Source organism: Rhodococcus sp. B50 (assembly GCF_013602415.1).
Classification (GTDB): Bacteria; Actinomycetota; Actinomycetes; order Mycobacteriales; family Mycobacteriaceae; genus Rhodococcus.
In genome coordinates, this window is sequence record NZ_WPAG02000002.1 from 2,952,160 (window position 1) to 2,976,884 (window position 24,725).

At 67.9% G+C, this 24,725-nt stretch carries 24 protein-coding genes; 13 read left to right on the top strand and 11 right to left on the bottom strand.

All coding sequences use genetic code 11. The annotated features are described in order from the left end of the window. The first annotated feature begins 57 nt into the window (after positions 1-57). The 5 genes from GON09_RS13990 (at position 58) to phoU (ending at position 6,485) form a co-directional block, all read left to right on the top strand. The gene (locus tag GON09_RS13990; protein WP_213932301.1) at positions 58-660 is read left to right on the top strand and encodes a DUF937 domain-containing protein; all 603 of its coding nucleotides are present in this window, start codon (positions 58-60) and stop codon (positions 658-660) included. Between the two features lie 209 nt (positions 661-869). After that, complete coding sequence (locus tag GON09_RS13995) at positions 870-1,823, top strand: acyl-ACP desaturase (protein ID WP_213932302.1); 954 nt, start codon at positions 870-872, stop codon at positions 1,821-1,823. Between the two features lie 144 nt (positions 1,824-1,967). Beyond that, entirely contained in the window at positions 1,968-3,110 is a 1,143-nt protein-coding gene (dusB, locus tag GON09_RS14000; protein WP_213932303.1) for a tRNA dihydrouridine synthase DusB, read from the top strand. Positions 3,111-3,691: 581 nt separating this feature from the next. Continuing rightward, positions 3,692-5,692: an LCP family protein gene (locus GON09_RS14005; RefSeq protein ID WP_374195393.1), complete on the top strand. Its 2,001-nt coding sequence runs from the start codon at positions 3,692-3,694 to the stop codon at positions 5,690-5,692. Between the two features lie 85 nt (positions 5,693-5,777). Continuing rightward, positions 5,778-6,485 (top strand): phosphate signaling complex protein PhoU, encoded by a 708-nt coding sequence (gene phoU, locus GON09_RS14010; protein ID WP_213932304.1) that lies wholly within the window; start codon positions 5,778-5,780, stop codon positions 6,483-6,485. A 65-nt stretch (positions 6,486-6,550) separates the two neighbouring features. Here phoU and pstB read toward each other — a convergent pair whose 3' ends face one another. The 6 genes from pstB to GON09_RS14040 all read right to left on the bottom strand — a co-directional run bounded on the left by pstB (position 6,551) and on the right by GON09_RS14040 (position 12,542). Continuing rightward, the gene (gene pstB / locus GON09_RS14015) at positions 6,551-7,327 is read right to left on the bottom strand and encodes a phosphate ABC transporter ATP-binding protein PstB (protein ID WP_213932305.1); all 777 of its coding nucleotides are present in this window, start codon (positions 7,325-7,327) and stop codon (positions 6,551-6,553) included. Between the two features lie 47 nt (positions 7,328-7,374). Next, the gene (gene pstA / locus GON09_RS14020; RefSeq protein WP_213932306.1) at positions 7,375-8,286 is read right to left on the bottom strand and encodes a phosphate ABC transporter permease PstA; all 912 of its coding nucleotides are present in this window, start codon (positions 8,284-8,286) and stop codon (positions 7,375-7,377) included. 3 nt (positions 8,287-8,289) lie between these two features. Continuing rightward, entirely contained in the window at positions 8,290-9,345 is a 1,056-nt protein-coding gene (gene pstC / locus GON09_RS14025; protein ID WP_213932307.1) for a phosphate ABC transporter permease subunit PstC, read from the bottom strand. Positions 9,346-9,434: 89 nt separating this feature from the next. After that, positions 9,435-10,559 (bottom strand): phosphate ABC transporter substrate-binding protein PstS, encoded by a 1,125-nt coding sequence (gene pstS, locus GON09_RS14030; protein ID WP_213932308.1) that lies wholly within the window; start codon positions 10,557-10,559, stop codon positions 9,435-9,437. A 265-nt stretch (positions 10,560-10,824) separates the two neighbouring features. After that, the gene (mshD, locus tag GON09_RS14035) at positions 10,825-11,736 is read right to left on the bottom strand and encodes a mycothiol synthase (RefSeq protein ID WP_213932309.1); all 912 of its coding nucleotides are present in this window, start codon (positions 11,734-11,736) and stop codon (positions 10,825-10,827) included. Further along, on the bottom strand, positions 11,733-12,542 hold the full coding sequence (locus GON09_RS14040; protein WP_213932310.1) for a winged helix-turn-helix transcriptional regulator: 810 nt from the start codon (positions 12,540-12,542) through the stop codon (positions 11,733-11,735). Before GON09_RS14040 ends, mshD begins: the two co-directional genes overlap by 4 nt. A 165-nt stretch (positions 12,543-12,707) precedes the next feature. Here GON09_RS14040 and GON09_RS14045 point away from each other — a divergent pair, with 165 nt between their 5' ends. The 7 genes from GON09_RS14045 (at position 12,708) to GON09_RS14070 (ending at position 16,713) form a co-directional block, all read left to right on the top strand. Continuing rightward, on the top strand, positions 12,708-13,490 hold the full coding sequence (locus GON09_RS14045) for an LmeA family phospholipid-binding protein (RefSeq protein ID WP_213932311.1): 783 nt from the start codon (positions 12,708-12,710) through the stop codon (positions 13,488-13,490). Further along, positions 13,487-13,912 (top strand): thioredoxin family protein, encoded by a 426-nt coding sequence (locus GON09_RS14050; protein WP_213932312.1) that lies wholly within the window; start codon positions 13,487-13,489, stop codon positions 13,910-13,912. The genes GON09_RS14045 and GON09_RS14050 overlap by 4 nt, the downstream gene beginning before the upstream one ends. 45 nt (positions 13,913-13,957) lie before the next feature. Beyond that, positions 13,958-14,041 carry a putative leader peptide gene (locus GON09_RS28985; RefSeq protein ID WP_363887211.1) on the top strand — a complete coding sequence of 28 codons (84 nt, stop codon included), beginning with the start codon at positions 13,958-13,960 and terminating at the stop codon, positions 14,039-14,041. A 114-nt stretch (positions 14,042-14,155) separates the two neighbouring features. Beyond that, a complete protein-coding gene (locus GON09_RS14055; RefSeq protein ID WP_213932313.1) occupies positions 14,156-14,620 on the top strand; it encodes a DUF4395 domain-containing protein in 465 nt (154 codons plus the stop codon). 101 nt (positions 14,621-14,721) lie between these two features. Then, positions 14,722-15,558 carry a sulfurtransferase gene (locus GON09_RS14060; RefSeq protein ID WP_213932314.1) on the top strand — a complete coding sequence of 279 codons (837 nt, stop codon included), beginning with the start codon at positions 14,722-14,724 and terminating at the stop codon, positions 15,556-15,558. Positions 15,559-15,560: 2 nt separating this feature from the next. Continuing rightward, positions 15,561-15,866 (top strand): DUF1416 domain-containing protein, encoded by a 306-nt coding sequence (locus tag GON09_RS14065; protein ID WP_213932315.1) that lies wholly within the window; start codon positions 15,561-15,563, stop codon positions 15,864-15,866. A 184-nt stretch (positions 15,867-16,050) separates the two neighbouring features. Next, complete coding sequence (locus GON09_RS14070; protein WP_213932316.1) at positions 16,051-16,713, top strand: FABP family protein; 663 nt, start codon at positions 16,051-16,053, stop codon at positions 16,711-16,713. Here the strand turns inward: GON09_RS14070 and GON09_RS14075 are convergent. Beyond that, on the bottom strand, positions 16,696-18,360 hold the full coding sequence (locus tag GON09_RS14075) for a BCCT family transporter (RefSeq protein ID WP_307854514.1): 1,665 nt from the start codon (positions 18,358-18,360) through the stop codon (positions 16,696-16,698). The genes GON09_RS14070 and GON09_RS14075 overlap by 18 nt on opposite strands. Between GON09_RS14075 and GON09_RS28885 the strand changes: the two genes are divergently transcribed. After that, a complete protein-coding gene (locus GON09_RS28885; protein ID WP_307854521.1) occupies positions 18,305-18,442 on the top strand; it encodes a hypothetical protein in 138 nt (45 codons plus the stop codon). The genes GON09_RS14075 and GON09_RS28885 overlap by 56 nt on opposite strands. Positions 18,443-18,742: 300 nt before the next feature. Here GON09_RS28885 and cydC read toward each other — a convergent pair whose 3' ends face one another. From cydC to GON09_RS14095, 4 genes are read right to left on the bottom strand one after another with little or no spacing between them, the layout of a single operon-like run. Then, positions 18,743-20,422 carry a thiol reductant ABC exporter subunit CydC gene (gene cydC, locus GON09_RS14080; protein WP_213932318.1) on the bottom strand — a complete coding sequence of 560 codons (1,680 nt, stop codon included), beginning with the start codon at positions 20,420-20,422 and terminating at the stop codon, positions 18,743-18,745. Continuing rightward, positions 20,419-22,140 (bottom strand): thiol reductant ABC exporter subunit CydD, encoded by a 1,722-nt coding sequence (cydD, locus tag GON09_RS14085; protein ID WP_213932319.1) that lies wholly within the window; start codon positions 22,138-22,140, stop codon positions 20,419-20,421. The genes cydC and cydD overlap by 4 nt, the downstream gene beginning before the upstream one ends. Continuing rightward, positions 22,137-23,174 carry a cytochrome d ubiquinol oxidase subunit II gene (cydB, locus tag GON09_RS14090; protein ID WP_213932320.1) on the bottom strand — a complete coding sequence of 346 codons (1,038 nt, stop codon included), beginning with the start codon at positions 23,172-23,174 and terminating at the stop codon, positions 22,137-22,139. Before cydB ends, cydD begins: the two co-directional genes overlap by 4 nt. Before the next feature lie 12 nt (positions 23,175-23,186). Beyond that, positions 23,187-24,686, bottom strand: a complete 1,500-nt coding sequence (locus tag GON09_RS14095) for a cytochrome ubiquinol oxidase subunit I (RefSeq protein WP_213932321.1) — start codon at positions 24,684-24,686, stop codon at positions 23,187-23,189. Between the last annotated feature and the right edge of the window lie 39 nt (positions 24,687-24,725).

The following is a 24,725-nucleotide window of genomic DNA, read 5'->3' on the forward strand; positions in this document are numbered from 1 at the left end:
ATACTCTCTCCGCACCGGGTGGCCGCTTCGGGACACCCACGAGTCAAGGCAGGAACGATGGCAAGTCTCGACGAACTGATGTCCCGCATCCCGGTAGCGCAGGTGGCGCAGCGACTCGGCGTCGACACAGCGACGGCGGAGACGGCCGTCCGCGCGGCACTCCCCACCCTCGTCGGCGGTCTCGACGCCAACGCCCAGAACCCGACGGGGGCGGCGTCGCTGCTCTCCGCGCTGGGCAAGCACTCCGACTCGAGCCTGGCCGAGGGTGACGTCGACGTCGACGGGATCGACACCGAGGACGGCGACAGGATCGTCTCCAACGTCTTCGGCGACAAGAAGGAGCAGGTGATCTCGACCCTCGGCTCCGTGAACGGTGCGGGCGGGAACGATCTCATCGCCAAGGTCCTGCCGATCATCGCCCCCATCGTGTTGTCCTATCTCGCCAAGCAGATCGGCGGTGGCGCGGGAGCGAACGCCGCGAGCCCCTCACAGGGTGGCGGTCTCGCCGATCTCCTCGGAGGTCTGCTGAAGAACGCCGGTGGCGGTTCGGCCCCGGCCGGCGGCGGTCTCGGCGACGTCCTCGGCAGTGTGCTCGGCGGCAATTCGGGTGGTGGCCTCGGCGGACTCCTCGGTGGACTCCTCGGCGGCGGCAAGCGCTGAGAGCCGCTGGAACAGCACGTTCCGCTCTCCCGAGTGATGTGGCACGAGCGGGACGGTGCTGTCCTCGAGCGGTCCGGCCCTGTACCGTGATCCGGGCGATGTGGGGGGCCACTGCACGGTGGGACCGCATGCAGCGGCAACGATCAGCCGGGCTCCCCCTCTCCGTATTCCGGCGGAGTACACGGACACGATGTGAGGGGTAGAAGAGTATGACGCGAGTCCTGACTCAACTGGAGCTGCTGCGCGAGCTGGAGCCTGTGGCCGAAGCGAACCTCAACCGGCACCTCTCGATGGCAAAGGACTGGCATCCCCACGACTACGTACCGTGGGACGAGGGCCGCAACTTCGCCGCGATGGGCGGTGTCGACTGGGAACCCGAGCAGTCGAAGCTCGGCGAGGTCGCCAAGGCGGCCATGATCACCAACCTCCTCACCGAGGACAATCTGCCCTCCTACCACCGCGAGATCGCCGAGAGCTTCTCCCGCGACGGAGCCTGGGGCACCTGGGTCGGCCGGTGGACGGCGGAGGAGAACCGCCACGGCATCGTCATGCGCGACTATCTGGTCGTCACGCGGGGTGTCGACCCCGTCGCGCTCGAGAACGCCCGTATGGAGCACATGACGAACGGATTCGCGTCGCCCAACTCCACCGGCATGCTCCACTCGGTCGCCTACGTGACCTTCCAGGAGCTCGCGACCCGCGTGTCGCACCGCAACACCGGACGTGCCTGCGACGACTCGATCGCCGACAAGATGCTCCAGCGCATCGCCGCCGACGAGAACCTGCACATGATCTTCTACCGGAACATCTGCGACGCGGCGATCGACGTCGCACCGGCCCAGACGCTGGCCGCGATCGTCGAGGTGCTCGAGAACTTCCAGATGCCGGGCGCCGGTATGCCGAACTTCCGCCGCAACGGCGTGCTCATGGCCAAGCACGGAATCTACGACCTGCGTCAGCACCTCGACGACGTCGTGATGCCGGTGCTCCGCAAGTGGAGCATCTTCGAGCGCGATCTCGGCAGCGAGGCGCAGCGCGATCTCGACAAGCTCGGCACCTTCCTCGAGGAACTGGAACGCCAGGCGGGCCGGTTCGAGGAGATGCGCGACCGTTCCCTCGCCCGAGAGGCCGCGAAGCGCGAGAAGGTGGGCGCCGACGCCTGAGCCCCACACGGGCACGGACGTCCGAGGGCGGCAGAGGTTATCCTGTGCCCGGTGCCGATTTCGGTGCCGGGCACAGTCGCTTCCGCGGCCCGACACGAACGGGCGCGCTATTTCTCTGTCACACAACGTTTTCCAGAGGTACCCATGTCTTCCCTCCGTATCGGCCCGCTCGAACTGAACAGCCCGGTCGTGCTGGCGCCGATGGCGGGAGTGACGAACGTCGCATTCCGCACGCTGTGCCGCGAACTCGAACTCGAACGGGCCGGCAGCACGTCGGGTCTGTACGTGTGCGAGATGGTCACCGCGCGCGCCCTCGTCGAGCGGCACCCGGTCACCATGCACATGACGACCTTCGGTCCCACCGAGACACCGCGGTCGCTGCAGCTCTACACCGTCGACCCCGACACGACCTACGCCGCGGCGAAGATGATCGTCGACGAGAACCTCGCCGACCACATCGACATGAACTTCGGGTGCCCGGTCCCCAAGGTGACCCGCAAGGGCGGCGGATCCGCGCTCCCCTACAAGCGCAGGCTGTTCGGGCAGATCGTCGCGGCTGCCGTGCGCGCCACGGAGGGCACGAACGTCCCGGTCACGGTCAAGTTCCGTATCGGGATCGACGACGACCACCACACCCACCTCGACGCCGGCCGCATCGCGGCCGCCGAGGGAGCAGCGGCCGTGGCCCTCCACGCCCGGACCGCAGCGCAACGGTATTCGGGAGCGGCCGACTGGGACGAGATCGCGCGGTTGAAGGAACACGTCACCGACGTACCCGTGCTCGGCAACGGCGACATCTTCGATGCCTCCGATGCGGAGAGGATGATGGCGCAGACCGGTTGCGACGGCGTGGTCGTCGGTCGCGGCTGCCTCGGGCGCCCCTGGCTGTTCGCCGAACTCAGTGCCGCGCTCGGCGGTCGCCCGATCCCCACCCCGCCGAATCTCGGTGAGGTGACGCAGATCATGCGCCGGCACGCCGAACTCCTCGCCGATCATCACGGTGAGGACCGCGGTCTGCGCGACATGCGCAAGCACATCGCCTGGTATCTGCGCGGTTTCCCGGCCGGGTCGGAGATCCGCAACGGGCTCGCCCGGGTGTCGACGCTCGCCGAACTCGACGATCTGGTGGGCAAACTCGACCACGACGTGCCCTTCCCCGCCGATGCCGAAGGCCCGCGGGGGCGTCAGGGCTCCCCCAGCAGCGTCGCGCTTCCCGACGGCTGGCTCGACGATCCCGAGGACACCTGCGTGCCCGAGGGAGCCGACATGATGCATTCGGGAGGGTGAGTTCTTCCCCTCGAGCTGCCCTGGACGGATTCACGGATCGGCCGACGGATGTCGTGCGTCACAGCCGCGTCACAGTCACATGCAACCGACGATCAGTATCATTGCGGAGTCCTCGCGACGGTCGCCGGTGAGCGATCCCGTGGACGACGACGGATGACGATGCGGGACGACCGCGGAAAGAGCAGGTATCGGTGGACGAGGAGCACGAGACAGGATCCCCGGATCCTCGCGCTCCCTGGGAACGACCGATAGCCGACAGCGCCTACCGCGAATCCCGCCCGAGCAGGCGCAGCCGCGCGGGCGGGGTGCACCGCTCCGACGAGCCCGACCCCGACTCCGGTCGCCATGAGGGTGTACGCAATCGCCGGTCCGCGGATTCGGACGACCCGGAGCAGCTCACCGTCGCCGAACTGCTCGACAAGATGGGGCGACGATCCGATCCGCCTCCGCGGTCGGATCCCCCCGTGGATCCGCCGAGCACGTCCACCTCGTCGCTGCCTCCGGCGCATCCTCGCGGCCCCGAGCCTTCCCGGCACGTCGCATCCGAGGACGACGCCGGCCGGGCCGCGCTCCCGCAGAGGATGCCTCCTCCGGCGGCGCCGCCGACCCGGTCGAACCCCTCGGCACAGTCCAACCCTCCTGCACAGTCCAACCCTCCGGTACCGCCGACTGCGGGTGCACCGCCCGTGCCACCCGGTGCGCCGCGAGTGCCGCCGGGACCGTCCCGTCCCCGGCCTCCGGAGAATCCCGTCCCGCCGCGCGCCCAGGCACCGGATCGGCCGGCCGGTCCTCCGTCTCACCCGGCCTCGGTGCCACCACCGCGAGCGGTGCCTTCGGCGGAGTCGCGAGCGGTGCCTCCGGCGGAGTCGCGAGCGGTGCCTCCCGTCGGCGCGCCGCAGACCCCACCTCCTCGACAGCAACCGCCGGTCGTGGACGAACAACCGACCGTCAAGATCGACACGGTTTCCTCCGCAGGCGACCACCCGCCCGCCGACGACGAGAAGGCACCCAGCCCCGCGCTGCCACGCCCGGTGGGCAGTGGCACCCTCGGCCGACTCGCCCAGAGCAAGCAACGCAAGCGGAAACGCCTCCGGTTCGCAGCGCGAGCGGCGGTGGCGTTCGTCTCGGTCCTGGCACTGCTGGGCAACGGTGCGGTGTGGGGATACGTCCGTTCCACGGAGGCGGGCTTCTCCCAGATCGCCGCACTGGACACCGAATCGGACGACATCGTCGACCCGATCGGCCAGACGGGCGACGAGACCTATCTGATCGTGGGCACCGACACCCGCGCCGGTGCCAGCGGCGCGATCGGGGCCGGAACCGTAGACGACGCCGAGGGCGCTCGTGCCGACACCGTCATCCTCGTCAACATCCCTGCGGATCGCAGCCGCGTGGTCGCGGTGTCGTTCCCCCGCGATCTGGACGTGGAACGCCCGGTATGCCGCGGATGGGACAGCGCGACCGGCGAATACGATTCCGAACTGTATCCGGCCGCCGACGGAGACAAGCTCAACGCGACCTATGCACTCGGCGGTCCGAAGTGCCTGGTCAAGGTGATCCAGAAGATCTCCGGGTTGAAGATCGGCCATTTCGTGGGCATCGACTTCGCCGGCTTCGAATCGATGGTGGACGAGATCGGTGGTGTCGAGGTGTGTACCTCCATACCGTTGATCGACAACGAGCTCGGTCCCCTCATCGAGACACCCGGAACCCACACACTCGACGGGAAACGCGCACTCGACTACGTCCGCGCCCGCAAGATCGATTCGGAAGGCAACAGCGACTACGGCCGCATCAGCCGGCAGCAGAAGTTCCTGTCGTCGCTGCTGCGTTCGACGTTGTCGAACAAGGTGCTGCTCGATCCCGGGAAGCTCAACGGGTTCATCGGCGCCTTCACCCGTGCGACGTTCGTCGAGAACGTCAACGCCGAGTCACTCGTGAAACTCGGACGTTCGATGCAGAACGTCGAGGCGGGCGCGGTGTCGTTCCTCACCGTCCCCACGGCCGGCACCAACGACTGGGGCAACGAGATCCCGCGCACCGACGACATCGAGGCGATCTTCACCGCGATCATCGATGATCTCCCGTTGCCGGGAGAGAAGCGGGAGGAGGACCCGACGGAGGTCGCGGCCGCTCCCCCGGCCGAATCGCTGCCCGCGCAGCTCGCGGTCGACCCGTCGACGGTGTCGGTGCAGGTCTCGAATGCCTCGGGTCTGTCCGGGCTGGCGGCGCGCACCGCCGAGGAGGTCGCCGCCTACGGCTTCCCGGTCTATTCGGTGGGCAACTACGCCTCCGGGACGAGCAAGCAGACCGTGATCCGCTTCAGCGCGGGGCAGGAGATCGATGCGGCGACGGTGGCCTCCGCCTTCCCCGGTGCGGTGCTGCAGGAGGCTCCGCCCTCGGCCCAGCTGGGCAGCATCGTGGAGATCGTCCTGGGCACCAGCTTCGACGGCACCGTCGTCGCTCCCACCCCGGCAGGCACGCAGCTCGCCCCGATGGAGATCCAGACCCGGTCGGAGTCGTCGGTCGAGCTTCCCGCGGATCTCGCGATCACCAACGCCGCCGACGATCTGTGCATGTAGTCGCCGCTGTTCGGCCGACCGGGTTCATCTGCGGTTCATCCGATGCTCGCCGTTCGGACCGATCGAGGTCGTAGGCTGTGCCATTATGCGCGTCGTCTACAACGAACAGATGGGCGAGCTCGGCGATCTCCTCGGGGAGATGGCCGGACTCGCCGGAACCGCGATGGAGCGGTCCACCAGAGCTCTTCTCGAAGCCGATCTCGCTCTCGCCGAGCAGGTGATCGACGAGCACGAGAAGATCACCGAACTCGGCGCGATCTGCGAGGAGAAGGCGTTCCAGCTGCTCGCGCTGCAAGGCCCGGTCGCCGGCGACCTGCGTGCCGTGGTCAGCGGTATCCAGATCGTGGCCGACATCGATCGTATGGGTGCGCTGGCGCTGCACATCGCGAAGGCGACCCGTCGGCGCCATCCCAATCACGTGCTCCCCGACGAGGTGAAGGGTTACTTCGCCGAGATGGGCCGGATCGCGGTGGCTCTCGGTGCCGCGACCCGCGAGATCCTCGAGACTCGCGATCCCGCCCGGGCCGCCCGCCTCCACCACGAGGACGAGGCGATGGACGACCTGCATCGTCACCTGTTCACCGTTCTCATGGACCGCGAATGGGAGCACGGCGTCGCAGCGGCCGTCGACGTCACCCTGCTCGGCCGCTACTACGAGCGCTTCGCCGATCACGCCGTCGAGGTGGGCCGCCGGGTCATCTTCCTCGTGACCGGCAAGCTCCCCACCGAGGAGGAAATCCGTCAGCTCGTGGAGAAGGTCGACAGCCTGACCGTCTACCCCGAGAATCACTGACCCTACGAACCGACGAGACCCCGACCGGGCGAATCCGGTCGGGGTCTCGCACGTAGAGGGCGGGTTCAGCCGAAACGGCCCGAGATGTAGTCCTCGGTGGCCTTCTTGCTGGGATTGGAGAAGATCTTCTCCGTGTCGTCGATCTCCACCAGTCCACCCGGGCGGCCGGTCGCCTCGAGATTGAAGAACGCCGTCTGATCGCTCACGCGCGCAGCCTGCTGCATGTTGTGCGTGACGATGACGATGGTGAAGTCCTTCTTCAACTGACCGATCAGGTCCTCGATGGCCAGTGTGGAGATCGGGTCGAGTGCCGAGCACGGCTCGTCCATGAGCAGCACATCGGGCTGCACCGCGATCGCGCGGGCGATGCACAGACGCTGCTGCTGACCGCCGGACAGGCCGCCGCCGGGCTTGTCGAGGCGGTCCTTGACCTCGTTCCACAGGTTGGCGCCGCGCAGCGACTTCTCCGCGACCTCGTCGAGCGTCTTCTTGTCGCGCACGCCCTGCAGCTTCAGGCCGGCCACGACGTTGTCGCGGATCGACATCGTCGGGAACGGGTTGGGCCGCTGGAAGACCATGCCGATCGTCTTGCGGACGCCGACCGGGTCGACGCTCGGATCGTAGATGTCCTCACCGTCGAGGAGGACCGAGCCCTCGACGTACGCGCCGGGGGTCACCTCGTGCATGCGGTTGAGCGACCGCAGCACGGTGGACTTGCCGCAGCCGGACGGGCCGATGAAGGCGGTCACGCTCCGCGGCGGAACGGACAGGGTCACGTCGGCCACGGCGTGGAACTTGCCGTAGTAGATGTTGACGTCCTTGAGATCCAGACGCTTGGCCATTACCGGCTCCCTACTGGTGTATCGATGTCGTGAGTAAAGTTCATGGATTACTTCTTGGAGCCGACCTGCGAGTACCGGCTGATCAACTTGGCGGCGATGTTGAGGATCGCGATGACCAGGATCAGGGTGAGCGCTGCACCCCAGATGCGCTGCGCACCGGCGGCGGTGGGGTTGTTCATCTCGGCGACCATGACGCCCGGGAGGGTGCCCTGCTCGCCGCCGAACAGTCCGAAGTTGATGAAGGGGGCGTAGCCGACGAGGATCAACAGCGGCGCCGTCTCACCCATGACGCGGGCGAGGGCGAGCATGATGCCGGTGATGATGCCGGCGAGCGAGGTCGGCAGCACGATGCGCGCGATGGTCTTCCACTTGGGCACACCCAGGGCGTACGACGCTTCACGCAGATCCTGCGGGACGATGCGGAGCATCTCCTCGGTGCTGCGCACGACCACCGGAACCATGAGCAGCACGAGAGAGAGCGAGACCGCGAAACCCGACTTCGGCATGCCGAAGGTCGACACCCACAGGGCGTAGATGAACAGCGCCGCGACGATCGACGGGACACCGCTGAGGATGTCGACCATGAACGTCGTGATCTTGCCGAGCCGGGACTTGCCGGCGTACTCGACGAGGTAGATCGCCACGAAGACGCCGAGTGGGATCGAGATGACCGCACAGACGAGTCCCTGCAGGAGTGTGCCGACCAGAGCGTGGTAGATGCCGCCGCCCATCGACGAGGCTGTCAGGCCGCTCAGCGAGTTCGTGAACCAGGTCGGCGACACGAGGGCGGGCAAACCCTTGCTGATGACGGTGATCAGCACCCAGGCGAGCGGGATCAGCGCGACGACGACCGAGAGGGTGACGAGCACCGTGGCTGCGGTGTCCTTCGCGCGACGACGTCCGCTGACGCGCTGGAAGGCCGGGGCCTTGACCGGAGAGGTGAGCGTGGTGGTCGACATGGATCAGTCCTTCTTTCCTGCGACGATCATGCGCGCGGCGGCGTTGACCACGAAGGTGAGCACGAAGAGCACGAGACCGGCGGCGATGTACGCGCCCGCCTGGATGTCGTTGTTGAACTCCGCGTATCCGAGCGCGATCTTGGAGGCGATCGTGGCACCCCCGTCGAACAGCGACCAGGAGAACGCCTGCGAGGTGGTGCGGAGGATGAGGTACAGCGCCATCGTCTCGCCGAGCGCGCGGCCGAGACCGAGCATCGATCCGCTGATGTAGCCGGACTTGCCGAACGGGATGACGGTGGTTCGCACGACCTCCCAGCGGGTCGCACCGAGCGCGAGCGCGCCTTCGATGTGGGCCACCGGGGTCTGGACGAACACCTCGCGGCTGACCGCGGCGATCGTCGGCAGGATCATCACAGCGAGGACGATGCCGGCGGTGAAGATCGTTCCGCCGCCCACGATGGAGCCGCTGCCTGTGGCGAACAGCGGGAACCAGCCCAGGTTGGTGTTGAGCCATTCCGCCACGGGGCGCAGGAACGGGGCGAGGACGAGCATGCCCCACAGGCCGTAGACGATCGAGGGGACCGCGGCGAGCAGGTCGATGACGTACGCCAGCGGTTTCCGGAGCCGATCGGGGCAGTACGAGGTGAGGAAGATCGCGATGCCCAGCGCGACGGGCATCGCGAGGAACAGCGCGAAGAACGAGACGAGCACCGTCACCTGGAACAGATCGAGGACACCGAACGCCATGTCGGCGATGTCCTGCGTGATCCAATCGCGGCTGGTGAGGAAGTTGACCTGGTTGCGCTGCAGGGCCGGGACGGCGCGCCAGACCAGGAAGACCGCGATCGCACCGATGATCACGGAGATCAGGACGGCAGAGCCCGCCGCCAGTGAGCTGAAGATTCGGTCTCCCGGCCGCACGACGGTCTTGCGTGCCTGGTCCGGGGATGGGGGTGGGGTACTGATCGTGTCCTCCGTGGTGCCGGTGACACCGCCCGTTCCTGAGCGGGTCGGTCCGTCGGCCGCGATGGGAACCGACGTGTTGTGCGCGTCACTCATGTGCGCTCGCAATCCTTCTCAGCGTATTCGTCAGGAACGGGCGGGTCGATGATCGCTCGGTCACTCGTCGCGACCGAGCGACCTCTCGGTCATCCGGCAGCGATGGCGTCGATCGACTCGGTGAGCCGGGTCTTGAAGGTGTCGGGCAGCGGGACGTAGCCCTGCTCGGACAGGCCTTCCTGACCCTCGTTGGCAGCGGAGATCAGGAACGACTTGACGGCGGCCGCGGTGTCGGCGTCGTAGCCGGCGGAGCACACGATCTCGTAGGTGGCCAGCACGAGCGGGTAGGAACCTTGCTCGGTGCTGCCGAAGATCGACGACAGGTCGAGGGTGAGGTCGCCCTCGGAAGCCGGGACGAACTCGGCACCCTCGATGGCCTTACCGGCGGTCTCCTCGTTCAGCTCCACCGGACCGGAACCGTTGTCGATCTGCGCGATGCTCAGATTGTTCTGGTCGGCGAAGGACTTCTCGACGTAGGTGATCGAGTTGGGCGAACCGGAGACGGCCTGCGCCACACCCGCCGAGCCCTTCGCGCCCTCACCGACACCACCGGTGAAGTCGGAGCCGGCACCGCTGGTCCAGGCACCGTTCGATGCGGTCTCCAGGTACTGCTGGAAGTTGTCCGTCGTGCCCGACGAGTCGGAGCGGACGATCGGGGTGATGTTCGCGTCCGGCAGCTCCGCACCTTCGTTGAGCGCAGCGATGGCCGGGTCGTTCCACTTGGTGATCGAGCCGTTGAAGATCTTGGCGGTGGTCTCGGCGTTCAACACGAGATCGTCGACACCCTCGACGTTGTACGCCAGTGCGACCGGGCCGAAGACCAGGGGCAGGTTCCACGCGGGGTTTCCGGCGCAACGCTCGGCGGCCTGAGCGGCCTGCTCGTCCTTGATGGCCGAGTCGGAACCGGCGAAGTCGATCTGGTTCGCGATGAACTGCGTACGGCCGTCACCCGATCCGGTGGGGTTGTACGCGATGTTGACGGTCGCGTCCTTCTCGGAGCACACGGCGATGTAGGTGGAGACGAACTGGTCCATCGCGTTCTTCTGCGCCGACGAGCCCGCACCCGAGAGGTTGGACTTGCCGTCGCAGGCCGCGGCGGACGCGGACGCGTCGACGTCTACCGATCCGGCGTTGTTGTCGGTACCACACGCAGCGAGCGTGAGGGCTCCCGCGGCCACAACACCGAGCAGGGCGCCATTGCGCTTGAGGTTCACCTGTTCTCCTCCGGAAGTAACTTCACACGACCGCGGCGCCGAGCGGCGGCGGCATCGTGGCGCGGGCCGTGCCGGCGCCGGGTCGGCAGTACTCGACCCGTTAGAGAAGGTAGGAGGAATCGGTGGACACTCGGACGACCGTAGGTTAACGCCGGATGAACACGCCGGATACACCTGGGGAGGGTGTTGCGACCATCACTCGAACTTCACCCGGATCCGGTGTGTCGGGTGGGCGGTGTTCATCTTCGTGGGGGAACGGAGACGTTCACCTCCGGGCGTAGGCGACATCCACGTGGAACCGCTCGAAGCCGAGCTTGCCGTAGGTGTTCAGCGCCGCGGTGTTGTCGCCTTCGACGTAGAGCAGGACTCCGGGCAGACCGCGATCGCGGAGGTAGTGCAGACCGGCGAGCGTGAGCAGGCGACCGAGCCCCCGTCCCTGCGCGGACGGGTCGATGCCCACCACGTAGACCTCGCCGAGCTGCGGGTCGGATGCGGTGGCCGGGTGCACCTTGGTCCAGTGGAAGCCGAGCAGGCGATCGGGCTCGGCGGGGTCGAACGCGAGGAACAGACCTTCGGGATCGAACCACGACTCGCGTCGGCGTTCCTCCACGTCGGCGGTCGTCCAGCGGCCCTGTTCGGGATGCCATTCGAACGCGGCGGCGTTGACCCGGAGCAGCTCGGCGTCGTCCTCCGGGCCGCCGTAGGTGCGCAGCTGCACCGACTCGGGGACCTCGAGGGAGGGAAGGTCGTCCTCGGTGAGGGGGCGACGCAACTGGAGGAGTTCGCGTACCCCCGTCAGACCGAGATGTCGCGCCACCGCCTTCGCGGCGGGCAGATCGCCGTGTGCCCAGACGCGGGTGTCGTCGCCACCTTCGGTGAGTGCACGTCCGACGAGTTCGCGGCCCAGTCCACGTCCGCGGTGCGGCGGGTCGACCACGACCTCCGCCATCGCGGGATGGCCGTCCTGGGCAGGCACGACGTTCGCGTAGCCCGCCACAGCGCCGTCGTCCGCGAGCGCGACGAGATGCCGGGCCGAGCCTTCCCGGCCGAGGGAATGCACCGCCTGTTCGGAGATCGGCGCGGTGCCGTCGGCCTGCGTTGCCCGCGACAACACGGCGCGCACGGCTTCGGCCTGCTCGGCGGACGGGTGATCGGCGAATTCCGTATCGGTGCTCACGGAACGAATTGTGCCCCGGAGTCCCCGGCGCCGGTGTCCCCCGCGCCGGAATCCGCGATCCGGGGGTCGTCGAGAAGCGTGTCGTCCACATCGTCGTCGTCGACGTCGGGGGTGACATTGCCGCCCTTGCCGGCCCTGGTGGACGGACGCACCGCCTTGTAGCCGACGTTGCGGACGGTTCCGATCAACGCTTCGTGCTCGGGGCCGAGCTTCGCGCGCAGACGTCGGACGTGGACGTCGACGGTGCGGGTACCACCGAAGAAGTCGTACCCCCAGACCTCCTGCAGCAGCTGGGCGCGGGTGAACACCCGGCCCGCGTGCTGGGCGAGGTACTTGAGGAGTTCGAACTCCTTGTACGTGAGGTCGAGCGGGCGTCCGCGCAGGCGGGCGGTGTAGGTGCCCTCGTCGATGGTGAGCTCGCCGAGGGTGATCTTGCCCGTGTTCTCCGGCCCCACCGCGACGCCCGAGCGGCCGATGAGCAGCCGCAGGCGTGCATCGAGCTCGGCCGGTCCCGTCGTGGACAACAGGATGTCGTCGAGTCCCCATTCGGGGTTGACGGCCACGAGTCCGCCCTCGGTGAGCACAGCGACGACCGGCACGGCCGACCCGGTACTGCCGAGCAACCGGCACAGTCCTCGCGCCGCGGCGAGATCGGTGCGGGCATCGACGATCGCGATGTCCGCAGAACCCGCCTCGAGCAGCGACGATACTTCCGTGGGAGCCGGCCTGACCGAATGCGGGAGCAGCGCCAACGATGGCAGGACCGCATCCGGATTCGGGTCGGAGGTCAGAAGGAGCAGCTCCACCGGGCCTCCAGTTCTTCGCGCGACCAGCGCGGATAGGGGTCGTAAACGTCGTGCAACAGAGTAACGCCCTGATTGTTACCGTCATGTAAGCACGACAATTCCGTGGACGGCATCGGAGCGGACGGGCCCGGTCCGGTGTCCGGCGCGTCCGACACAATGGTGGGCGTGCGCAAACTGATCTTCGGTCTCGTAGTCCTGCTCGGACTCGCGGTCCTCGCCGATTTCGGCGCGGCGGCGTGGTCGGAATACCGCGTCTCGCGTGCGCTGCGGGAGGGCGGCGTTCTCGAGTCCGATCCGGCAGTGACCATCCACGGCTTCCCGTTCCTCCTCCAGGCCCGCAACGGTCACTACGAGAACGTCGAGATCGTGGCCGACAACGTCCACACCGATCTGCTCGGGGACATCACCGTCGAGGCCAACCTGATCGGCGCACACGCCGAGGCCGGCGAACTGCTCGACGGGTCGATCCGGTCCGTGCCCGTCGACCTGCTGTACGGCCGGGTCATGCTCGACGCCACCGAGCTCGGACAGCTCTACGGCATCCCCGATCTGCAGGTTTCCGCTCCTCCGGCGAACAAGTCCGACGGCACGGGCGGGTCCGGTGGCTCCGGGCCGACGACGGCCGGCGGGGTCGTCCTCACCGGAACGGTGCCCGTCGGACCGGTGGAGGCCACGGTCAGCGTCCAGGCCGATCTGGTACTCGACGGCGACCGCGTCCACATCGTCGCGTCGGATCTCTACTTCGGCCCCGAGGGACGCGCCGACTTCTCGGTGCCGGACATCCTGAAGCCGGCGGTGCTGGGACTGTTCACGACGACGATCGAGCCGCAGAATCTGCCGTTCGGAGTCCGGCCCACCTTCGTCGAGGCACGTGGCTCCCGGATCGTCATCGAGGGTGAGGCCCGCGACGCTGTCATCGACCTGCAGGAGGTGCAGACCCCGGCATGATCGCAGTGACCGTCCTCATGGTCGTGATAGTCGCCACACTGGTGGTGGGCACGGCTCTGCGCACCCGTTCCGGCAAGGTCCGCGCCGTCGGCGTCGATGCACCGGCCGGGCCACACGAACTCGATCCCGCGCTCGCCACGGCGGGCGTCGGGGACGGCGTTCCGGTGGTCCTGCACTTCTCCGCACCCTGGTGCGGACCGTGTGCGGCGGTGCGGCGCGTCGTCGTGCAGGTCCTGGAGCGCGCGCCCCGCCCGGCCCGCGAGGTCGAGCTCGATTTCGACGAAAATCCCGTCCTGGCACGGACACTCGGAGTCCTGTCACTGCCCACCACGTTCGTCTTCGACGGCGACGGGCGCGAGCGGTTCCGCGCGTCCGGCGTTCCGACCGCCGAGGACCTGCGCACAGCACTCGCGTCGCTGTGATCCCGGGGGTCCCCCACCTCGGTGACGTGGGTTAAACTCCCTCGCGTGCAGAACCGCCACGAGCTGATGCTCACCCGACGCCGCGCAGTCGATCTGTGCCGCCTCGGTGGCTGTTGTTGTCCCTGCTGAACGTATCGGCGGGCTCGTCCCGACACTGCGGCTGACACCGCTTCAACCGATACGTCGCCCCGCGGTAGTACATCGCCCTCCGCCCAGCGATCAGAATTCAGCAGGAGCTTCTCCATGTCCGTATCCACTTCCCGCACGCCCGGCCGGCAGGTCGACGTGCGTGGCCCCCGATTCGCGGCGTGGATCACGACCGGCGTCCTCGTCGTCGTCCTGATCGTCGCCGCCTTCTCTCCCGTCGCTGCGGCCGCACTCCTGGCCCTGCAGACGATCGTGTTCGCTCTCGGAGCGGCACTCGGCCCGCGACGCAGCCCGTACGGTGCGCTGTTCGCGCGGCTCGTTGCTCCCCGCCTCGGTGCTCCGATCGAGACCGAGCCGGTGGAGCCGCTGCGGTTCGCGCAGCTCGTCGGCTTCGTCTTCGCCCTCGTCGGAACCGTCGCGTTCTTCGCCGGCGCGACCGCCGTGGGCTCGGTGGCCGCCGGCTTCGCGCTGTTCGCGGCGCTGCTCAATGCCGCCTTCGGCGTGTGTCTCGGCTGCCGGATCTACCCGCTGATTGCTCGAATGCGTCGCGTGCCCGCCTGACCGGCGGTCACCGGACTCGACACCCCATCTCCACCGGCACGGAGCCCGCCCGGGTTCCGCTCCCGGAAACCTCCCGGATTCCCTCACCGAAAGGAACACCCATGGCTCGCTCCGACGTCCTGGTCTCCGCCGACTGGGCAGAGCAGAACCTCAACGCGCCGAAGACCGTTTTCGTCGAGGTCGACGAGGACACCGCCGCTTACGACGGTGGCCACATCGAAGGCGCCGTCAAGCTCGACTGGCGCAAGGACCTGCAGGACGGCGTCCGCCGCGACTTCCTGAACCGCGAGCAGTTCTCCGAGCTCCTCTCGCGCAAGGGCATCGCGAACGACGACACGGTCGTGCTGTACGGCGGCAACAACAACTGGTTCGCGGCGTACGCCTACTGGTACTTCAAGCTGTACGGCCACCAGGACGTCAAGCTCGTCGACGGCGGCCGCAAGAAGTGGGAGCTCGACGGCCGGCCGCTGTCGAAGGACGAGGTCACCCGCCCGGCCACCGAGTACAAGGCCGCCGAGCCCGACTACTCCATCCGCGCCTTCCGCGACGAGGTCATCGACTCGATCGGCACGAAGAACATCGTCGACGTGCGTTCGCCCGACGAGTTCTCCGGCAAGATCCTCGCTCCGGCCCACCTGCCGCAGGAGCAGGCGCAGCAGCGCGGCCACGTCCCCGGTGCCATCAACATCCCGTGGAGCACCACCGCCAACGAGGACGGCACCTTCAAGTCCGACGAGGACCTCGAGAAGCTGTACGCCGAGAAGGGATTCGACGACAGCAAGGAGACCATCGCCTACTGCCGTATCGGTGAGCGCTCGAGCCACACCTGGTTCGTGCTGCAGGAGATCCTCGGCAAGCAGAATGTGAAGAACTACGACGGCAGCTGGGTCGAGTACGGCTCGCTCGTCGGCGCCCCGATCGAATTGGAGGTCAACTGAACATGTGTGGAGCACCCATCCAGACCCAGACCCTGCCCGCCGGCGTGGACACCGAGAAGGAGACGGTCATCACCGGCCGCGTCCTGAACGCCGACGGTGAGCCCGTGGGCGGCGCGTTCGTGCGCCTGCTCGACGGCACCGACGAGTTCACGGCCGAGGTCGTCGCATCGGCGACCGGCGATTTCCGTTTCTTCGCCGCTCCCGGCGATTGGAAGATCCGCGCTCTGTCGAGCTCCGGTAACGGCACCTCCACCGTGAGCCCCACCGCTCCCGGCGTGCACAACGTGGACGTGACGGTCGCGAAGTAATCCGTCCGGAACACCCCGGCGAAGGGCTCTGCTCCATCTGGAGCGGAGCCCTTCGTCGTCCCCGAAAAGGGGTTGTCTAGAATGGCCGCGTGGTCATCTTCTTCGAAATTCTGCTGGTCGCCGCGGCGCTCCTCATCACCTGGTTCGCGCTGTACACCATCTACCGCGTCGTCTCCGACGGATCGTGACGAACGACGGATCGGACGGCGCACGGCGTAGCGGCGACGAGGCGATCGCTCGGGCAGCCGAACGCGCTCGCGTCACCGCCGAGCTGAACATTCCCGTCCTGTCCGGGTTGCCGGGCGCCGAGGACACCGCGAACCTGCGGCTCGGTCCCGACCTGAGCCCCGCCCTCCTCGCCGTCCTCCCGCTGGTCGGTGTGTGGCGCGGCGAGGGTGAGGCCAACGATCCCGAGACCGGCGACTACCCGTTCGGTCAGCAGATCACCGTCGCGCACAACGGCGGCCCGTATCTCGTGTGGGAGGCCCGCTCGTGGCGTCTCGACGAGTCGGGTGCCTACACGGGCGAGGATCGGCGTGAGAGCGGCTTCTGGCGTGTGTCCGGAACGGACGCATCCGGCAGCGACGATCCCGAGACGCTCGAACTACTGCTGACGCACAGCTCCGGCGTCGTCGAGCTGTACTACGGCACCGCCCTCACGCAGTCCTCGTGGGAGCTGGCAACCGACGTGGTGATCCGCACCAAGTCCGGCGAGGTCGTCGGCGGCGCGAAGCGGCTCTACGGCATCGTCGACGGTGGCGACCTCGCCTACGTCGAGGAGCGCGTCACCGCCGACGGCGAGCTGAAGCCCCGGATGTCCGCCCGGTTGTCACGCCATATCGGCTGACCGGGCCCCACCCCTCCCCCGCGCTCCGAGCGCCTCGGGTTCGTCCGCGTACACCTTCTCCATGCCGGCATCCTCGGCATCGGTTCCGTCGTCCCCGCTCTCGTCGGGGATGGCCCGTGTCTGGACGACGACCTCGGGGGCCGGTAGTTCCTCGGCCGCCTCGAGGTCCTCGGCGGACCGCACCTCGGGCCACTGGCGGGTGACCGGTTCCGGCCGCTCGCCGAGGTCCTCACGGATACCGCGTACGAGGCTGTACATCATCACGAAGCCCATCACGAAGAAGGGCAGACCCACCACGGTGATGACCTGCTGAAGTGCGTCCAGACCGTCCTTGCCGGTCGCGACGAGCATGGTCGCGGCGACCAGACCCATGAGCACCGCCCAGAACAGGCGCTGGTGGATCGGGGCCTTCTCCTCGTGACCGGTCGCCATCATGTCGAGCACCATGGCCGTCGAGTCCACCGAGGTGACGAAGAAGATCACCACCAGGATGATCGCGATACCGGACACCAGACCGGTGAGCGGGAAGTTGCCGAGGAATTCGAACAGCGCACCGGGGATGTCGCCGTTGTCCACAACCCGTTCGACGAGACCGCCGTTGCCCTCGAGTTCGATGTGGAACGAACCCATTCCGAAGATGCTGAACCAGACCACCGAGAACAGCACGGGCAGACCGAGAACACCACCGACGAACTCACGCACGGTGCGTCCGCGCGAGATGCGGGCGATGAAGATGCCGACGAACGGCGACCACGTGATGGTCCACGCCCAATAGAAGACCGTCCAGGTGTTCTGCCAGCCGGAATCGGCGAAGGTGTCGTTCCAGAACGCCAGTCGCGGCAGGGCCTCGGCGTAGATCCCGGCCGACTCGATCATGCCCTTGAGCAGGAACAGGCTCGGGCCGGTGACGAGCACGAAGACCAGCAGCATCACAGCCATGCCGATGTTGAGGTTCGACAGGCGCTTGATGCCCTTGTCGAGGCCCAGGGCCACCGAGATACCGGCCATCACCGTCACGATCGCGATGAGGGCGATCTGCGTGAATCCCGATTCCTGGATGTCGAACAGCTGCGCGAGACCGGCGTTGATCTGCAGGGTGCCCAGGCCGACGGAGGTCGCGACACCGAAGACCGTACCGAGAATCGCGACGACGTCGATGGTCTTGCCGATCGGGCCGTAGATGCGACCTCCGAGCAGCGGCGCGAAGATCGAGCTGACGCGCGGCGGCAGGTGCCGCTTGTAGATGAAGTAACCGAAGCCCAGGCCGGGCAGCGCGAAGATGGCCCAGGTGTGCAGTCCGAAGTGGTAGAGCGCGAAGCCCATGGCCTCTTCCGCGGCCTGCACGGACTGCGGCTCCACGTCCTGCCTGGGTGGGTTCGCGAAGTGCGAGATCGGTTCGGCGACGCCCCAGAACATGAGGATCGAGCCGATGCCGGCCGCGAAGAGCATGGAGAACCACGCCAGGGTCGAGTGCTCCGGTCGTTCGTCGTCACCGCCGAGCCGGACCCGGCCGTAGTGGGTGAAAGCGATTCCGACGAGGAACAGCAGGAAGGTCGTGACGCCGAGGATGTAGAACCATCCGAGGTTCGTCATGATCCAGTTCGACGCGGTGCTGAAGATCGAATCGACGCTGTCGGTGAAGGCGATCGTTACTACGACGAAGAGCAGCGCGATGAGCGCAGATGAGAAGAAAACCCCCGGTGACGTGCGCAATCTTAACGAATCGTGAGCTTTTTGAAGTATCGGCACCACACCGGTGTACCCAAAACGGACGAACTTGCACACCCGAAATGCGCACCTCGCCCGATACGCGAACAGCCCCCGAGCCACACCGCCGGACGGATCGCTCCGTGTGTCGGCGGTCCCGATCGGACGGACCGGGAGCTCGGGGGCCGGGTGACTACCTGGGATTCGCCAGCCGCGCGCGGTCGGTGAATTCCGTCGTCGGCAAGCAGCTAGCGGGTAGCCACCTCACGCGTCCGAATATCAATCACTTCCAGACCACCTCCTTCCTCGTGTACCTGCGAAGTTACGCCTCGCCCGAGGAGCTGTGCAACGGATTTTTCTCGACGCGGACGACCAGGTCGGCGGCGGTGTCCGCGGGCAGGCGGTGGGTGACCAGCACGACGCTGCGCTCGGGGCCGACGAGACGCGCATCCCGGTCCAGGAGGAGCCGCTGCAGCAGCTCGGCACTCTCGTCGTCGAGATGCTCCGTGGGTTCGTCGAGCAACAGGATCCGCACCGGCGACAGCAGTGCCCGGGCCAACAGGATGCGGCGGCGTTGCCCACCGGAGACCGTGCGGGCCCCGGCTCCGAGCACTGTGTGGACACCCTGTGGCAGTCCGTCCACCCACTCCCTCAGCCCCACCGCTCCGAGGGCGGCGAACGCCTCGTCCTCGTCCACGTCGCCCCGCGCCACGCGTAGGTTCTCGAGGATCGACGTGTCGAACAGGTGGGCGTCCTCCGCGAAGAACCCGATCTGTCGGCGCACCGCACCGGGATCGATGTCCGCGAGATCGACGCCGTCGAGCGTCACCGTGCCCTGACGCGGGGAGAGCAGTCCCGCGAGCGTCATGAGCACGGTGGTCTTGCCGCTGCCACTGCCGCCCACGATCGCGACGCGGCGGCCTGGCGCCAGTTCGAGATCGACCGGCGCGGTGGACGGTCCGCCGGGCCATCCTCCGCACAGACCTTCCGCGCGCAACCGGCCGGGACCGTCGGCGGGCTCGGTTCCGCGCGGAACCGTCCGATCGGCGCGGTCGAGCAGATCCGTGATGCGGCGGGCCGCCAGGCGCGCGCGGTTGAGTGTCTGTGCGGCGGCCGGCAGCGTGGCGGTGGCCTCGAAGGCCGACAGGGGCAGCAGGACGAGGATGCCGAGGGTCGTCGGGCTCATGGCTGCGGGACCGGAGCCGAAGACCGCGATGCCGACGAGGAGGGCACCGAGCACGCTCGCGCCGACTGCGAGGGGTGCGGCGGCGTCGGCGAACGCGGCCGGCACCGCCGACCGGTCGGTGGCGCGAACGGAGGCGACGTTGGCGGCGCGGGCGCGGCGGGTGAGCGGATCCAGCCGTCCCGCGACCCGCAGTTCCGCCGCGTGGTCCAGCACCGTGACCGCGTTCTCGGTGAACCGGGTACGGGCCGCGTTCGCATCCGCGTCCGCGCGTGCGGCCGCACGCGCCGACAGCCACGGCGCGAGCAGCCCGGCCACGAGCAGCGCCACCGCGAGCACCACACCGGCGGCGGGAGCGATGACGGCGACGGCGACGACCGCCGCGAGGGAGAGCACGGACGCGACGGCGATGGGCACGAGTGCGCGCACAACGACGTCACCGAGGACGTCCACGTCGGCGCCGGTGCGGGCGAGCAGATCGCCGCGTCCCAGGCTCAGAGCGGCCGCCGGATCGCCGTCCGCGAGTCGCCGATAGAGATTCGCGCGTGCCGATGTCGTGCCGCGCAGGGCGGTCTCGTGCGTCGCGAGCCGTTCGAAGTAGCGGAACAGCCCGCGGGAGATACCCAGTGCCCGTACCGCGACGACCGCGACGGTCAGGTCGAGGACGGGCGGCATCTCCCACGCGCGCACGATCAGCCACGCCGACAGGCCGGCGAGCAGCAGCGCGCTGCCGAGGGTCGCGACACCGGCGAGGACGGCGAGCAGCACCCTTCGCGGTTCGAGTTCGAGCAGGGCCATCGCCCGGCGCAGGTCCTTCATCGGGAGCCCTCCGTGTTCGGCGCGCCGTGAACGGTGACGACCTCGTCGGCGATCGCGAGCAGGGTGGGGCGGTGTGCGACCACCACCACCGTCCGCCCGGCTGCGGCGAGACCGCGCAGGGTGTCGAGCACGGTGGCCTCGGTGCCCTCGTCGAGGTGGGCGGTCGGTTCGTCGAGCAGCAGGACCGGACGCGGGGAGGCGAGGGTGCGGGTGAGCGCCAGTCGTTGCCGTTGGCCGAGCGACAGGCCGGTACCACCGGCACCGACGACGGTCTCCCAGCCGTCCGGAAGTTCGGCGAGAACGCTGTCGAACCCTGTTGCCGCGCACACGTCGTCGAGTTCGGGGGCCTCCGGGTCGACGCCGGTGAGCCGAAGATTGTCGGCGAGGGTGCCCGGCAACAACACCGGTCGTTGCGGGAGCCACGCCACCCGCGACCACCAGTCCTCGTCGCCCGCAACCCGCCGGCCGTCGACGGTGACGGCCCCTTCGCTCGGCTCGGCGAGACCGAGCAGCGCCAGCAGGGCCGTGGACTTGCCTGCCCCGTTGGCACCGGTGAGCGCGGTGACCCGGCCGGGACGGCAGACGGCGTCGAGTCGGTGCGGGGCATTTCCGTCGCGGCCGGGGACGGACACGCCATCGAAGACGATCTCGCAGTTCGCCACCCGGTCGGTGCCGGCCGTCGCCGCGGACTCGCGTCGAGGGCGCGGGTCGCGCGGGGCCGAGTCGAGCACGGCGAAGGCCTTCTCGGCGGCGGCCATCCCGTCCTCCGCGGCGTGGAACTTGTTGCCGACGGTGCGCAGCGGGAGGTAGGCCTCGGGCGCGAGGATCAATGCGATGATGCCCGCTTCGAGGGGCATCGATCCGTAGACCAGGCGCATGCCGATGCTCACGGCGACGAGCGCGACGGACAGCGTGGCGAGGAATTCGAGCACCGTGCCGGACAGGAACGCCACGCGCAGCGCCGACATCGTGGTCGCGCGGTGCTCGTCGCCGAGTTCGCGCACGCGACCGGCCGGCCCCTTCTCCCGCCCGAGGGCGCGGAGAGTGGGAAGACCGGCGAGCAGGTCGAGCAGTTGCGACGACAGTGTCGTCATCGCACGCAGGGTGCGGTCGGCCTTCCCCTTGGTGAGCAGGCCGATGAGGATCATGAAGATCGGGATCAGGGGCAGGGTGATCACGACGATGATCGCGGAGGTGAGGTCGTGCAGGGCGATCACGACGATCGTCACCGGCGTGAGGATCACGGCCAGGAGTAGCGCCGGCAAGTAGCCGGTGAGATATTCCTTCAGCCCGTCGAGTCCTCGGGTGAGAACCACCGCTATCTCGTCGCGTCGCGGATCGAGTTCGCGCGGAGGAAGATTCGCTGCGGAATCGAGGACTTCGTGCTCGAGTTCTGCGACCACGCGGGTCGCGGACCGGTGCGCGTACCGCGACTGCAGCCAGGTCACCGCGACGCGCACGACGATCGCAGCGGCAAGGACCGCCAGTTCGGTCGTCCAGTCGCCGATCGACCGGGCGTCGGTGGTGATGACGCCCGCGAGTACCCGTCCGATCATGAGCGCGGTGACGACGACCATCACGACGTCGACCACCGAGGTGGCCACGGTCAGGACGAGATATCCGCGAGCCGCGGCCGAATAGCGCCACAACCGCGGGTCCACCGGTCCCCGTCGGCGCGCGGAGGCGTCGGCGGGGACGGAGGACTGCGTCGTCGTCACTTCGAGCCGATCTTCAACCCGATCGAGTGCGGGATGTGATCGGTCGACAGACGCTGACGGAACACCCAGTACGTCCAGCCCTGGTAGGCCAGGACGACCGGGGTCATGAACGCTGCGGCCCACGTCATGACCTTCAGTGTGTACGGGCTCGACGAGGCGTTCTCGATCGTGAGCGACCATGCCGGGTCGAGGGTCGACGGCATCACGTTCGGGAACAGCGACGCGAACAGCAGTACCACGGTCGCGGCGATCGCCACGGTGGTGAACACGAACGCCCAGCCCTCACGCGCGGCGACGGTCAGCGCGACCACCGCGAGCAAGGAGACCGCCGCCACGGCGACGAGGGCGATCGTCCAGCCCTTGCCGTAGGCGAGCTGGGTCCACACCACGAACACGCCGGCCACGAGGACCGCGGGCACGGCCAGCTTCCGGGACAGCGCCACGGCGTCGGTCCGGACCTCGCCTTCGGTCTTGAGCGCGATGAAGACCGCACCGTGCAGAGCGAAGACGAGCGCCGTCGTCGCCCCGCCGAGCAGGGCGTACGGATTCAGCAGGTCGAAGAAACCACCGATGTACTGCTTGTCGGCGTCGATCGCCACGCCGCGCACGATGTTCGCGAACGCCACGCCCCACAGCACTGCGGGAACCCACGAGCCGAAGATGATCCCCCAGTCGCAGCGGCGACGCCAGGTGGGATCGTCGATCTTGCCGCGCCATTCGATGGCGCACACCCGCACGATCAGGGCGAGCAGGATCAGCAGCAGGGGGAGGTAGAAACCCGAGAAGAGGGTCGCGTACCACTCCGGGAACGCCGCGAACAGCGCACCGCCCGCGGTGATGAGCCAGACCTCGTTGCCGTCCCAGACCGGACCGATCGTGTTGAGCAGCACCCGGCGTCGGGTATCGGCCTCAGCGGTTCGGCCGCGGCCGAGCACCGGGAAGTGCATGCCGACACCGAAGTCGAATCCCTCGAGGACGAAGTAGCCGGTGAACAGCACTGCGATGAGGATGAACCAGATTTCCTGAAGTCCCATGTCCGCCCACTCCTAGTACGCGAAGGACAGCTGTGTCGGCTGCGTGTCGTCTGTGTCGTCGCCTGAACCCGGCGGCTGGGCATCGTGTTCCTGCGGGCCCTCCATCGCGTACTTGCGGATGAGCCAGAACCACACGACTCCGAGCGCCGCGTAGACGAGGGTGAACGCGATCAGCGAGGTGAGCACCGTTCCGGGCGCGTGGTCGGAGACGCCCTGGTCGACGGTGAGCCGGATCATGTCCACGCCCGTGGGGTTGGGGTGCACCACCCAGGGCTGCCGGCCCATCTCGGTGAAGATCCAGCCCGCACTGTTGGCGAGGAACGGCGTGGGGATCGCGACGAGCGACAGCCGCGAGAACCACTTCTGGTCGGGCACCCGGCCGCCGCGGGTGACCCACAGTCCGGCCAGGGCCAGTGCCGCGGACCCGGCGGCGAGTCCGATCATCGCGCGGAACGACCAGTAGGTGACGAACAGGTTGGGCTTGTAGTTGCCCGGACCGAACTGTTCCTCGTACTGCGCCTGCAGGTCCTCGACACCTTCGAGGGTCACGCCCGTGAATTCACCCTCCGCGAGGTACGAGAGGACGAACGGCACATCGAGGACGTGGATGACGCCGTCGCAGTCGTTGTGCGTGCCGATGGTGAGGATCGAGAAGTTGGGGTCGGTCTCGGTGTGGCACAGCGATTCCGCCGAAGCCATCTTCATCGGCTGCTGCTCGAACATGAGCTTGGCCTGGACGTCGCCGGTGACGAACAATCCGATGCCGGAGATGATCATCACCATCAGCCCGAGCCGGGTCGCGGGGCGGAACAGTCCGCGGGCATCGTCCTCGAGCTTCTGCGCCTCTTCGGGTTCCGAGGCGCGGATCGCGGCGGCGCGTCGCATGTTGCGGACCATCCACCACCCACCGATACCTGCGACGAAAGTGGCGGCGGTGAGGAATCCGCCGGCGACCGCGTGGGGGAAGGCCGCCAGCGCGGTGTTGTTGGTGAGCAGTTCCCAGATGCTCGTGAGCTCGGCGCGTCCGGTCTCGGGGTTGTAGACGGCCCCGACCGGGTGCTGCATGAACGAGTTCGCCGCGATGATGAAGTAGGCGGAGGCGTTCACACCGATCGCGACGAGCCAGATGGTCGCGAGGTGAACGATTTTCGGCAGTCGCGTCCAGCCGAAGATCCACAGGCCGAGGAAGGTCGACTCCATGAAGAAGGCGACGAGGCCTTCGAGGGCGAGGGGGGCGCCGAAGACGTCACCGACGAAGCGGGAGTACTCGCTCCAGTTCATGCCGAACTGGAATTCCTGCACGATGCCGGTCGCGACACCGAGCGCGAAGTTGATCAGGAACATCTTCCCGAAGAACTTCGTGAGGCGGTACCAGTGGTCCTTACCGGTGACCACCCACATCGTCTGCATGATCGCGACGAGCGGCGCGAGGCCGATCGTCAACGGCACGAGGATGAAGTGATACACCGTCGTGATCCCGAACTGCCACCGGGACAGATCCAAGACGTCCATTGCCACTCCGAGGTGAGGCCCGGGTCGGTACGGAAATCC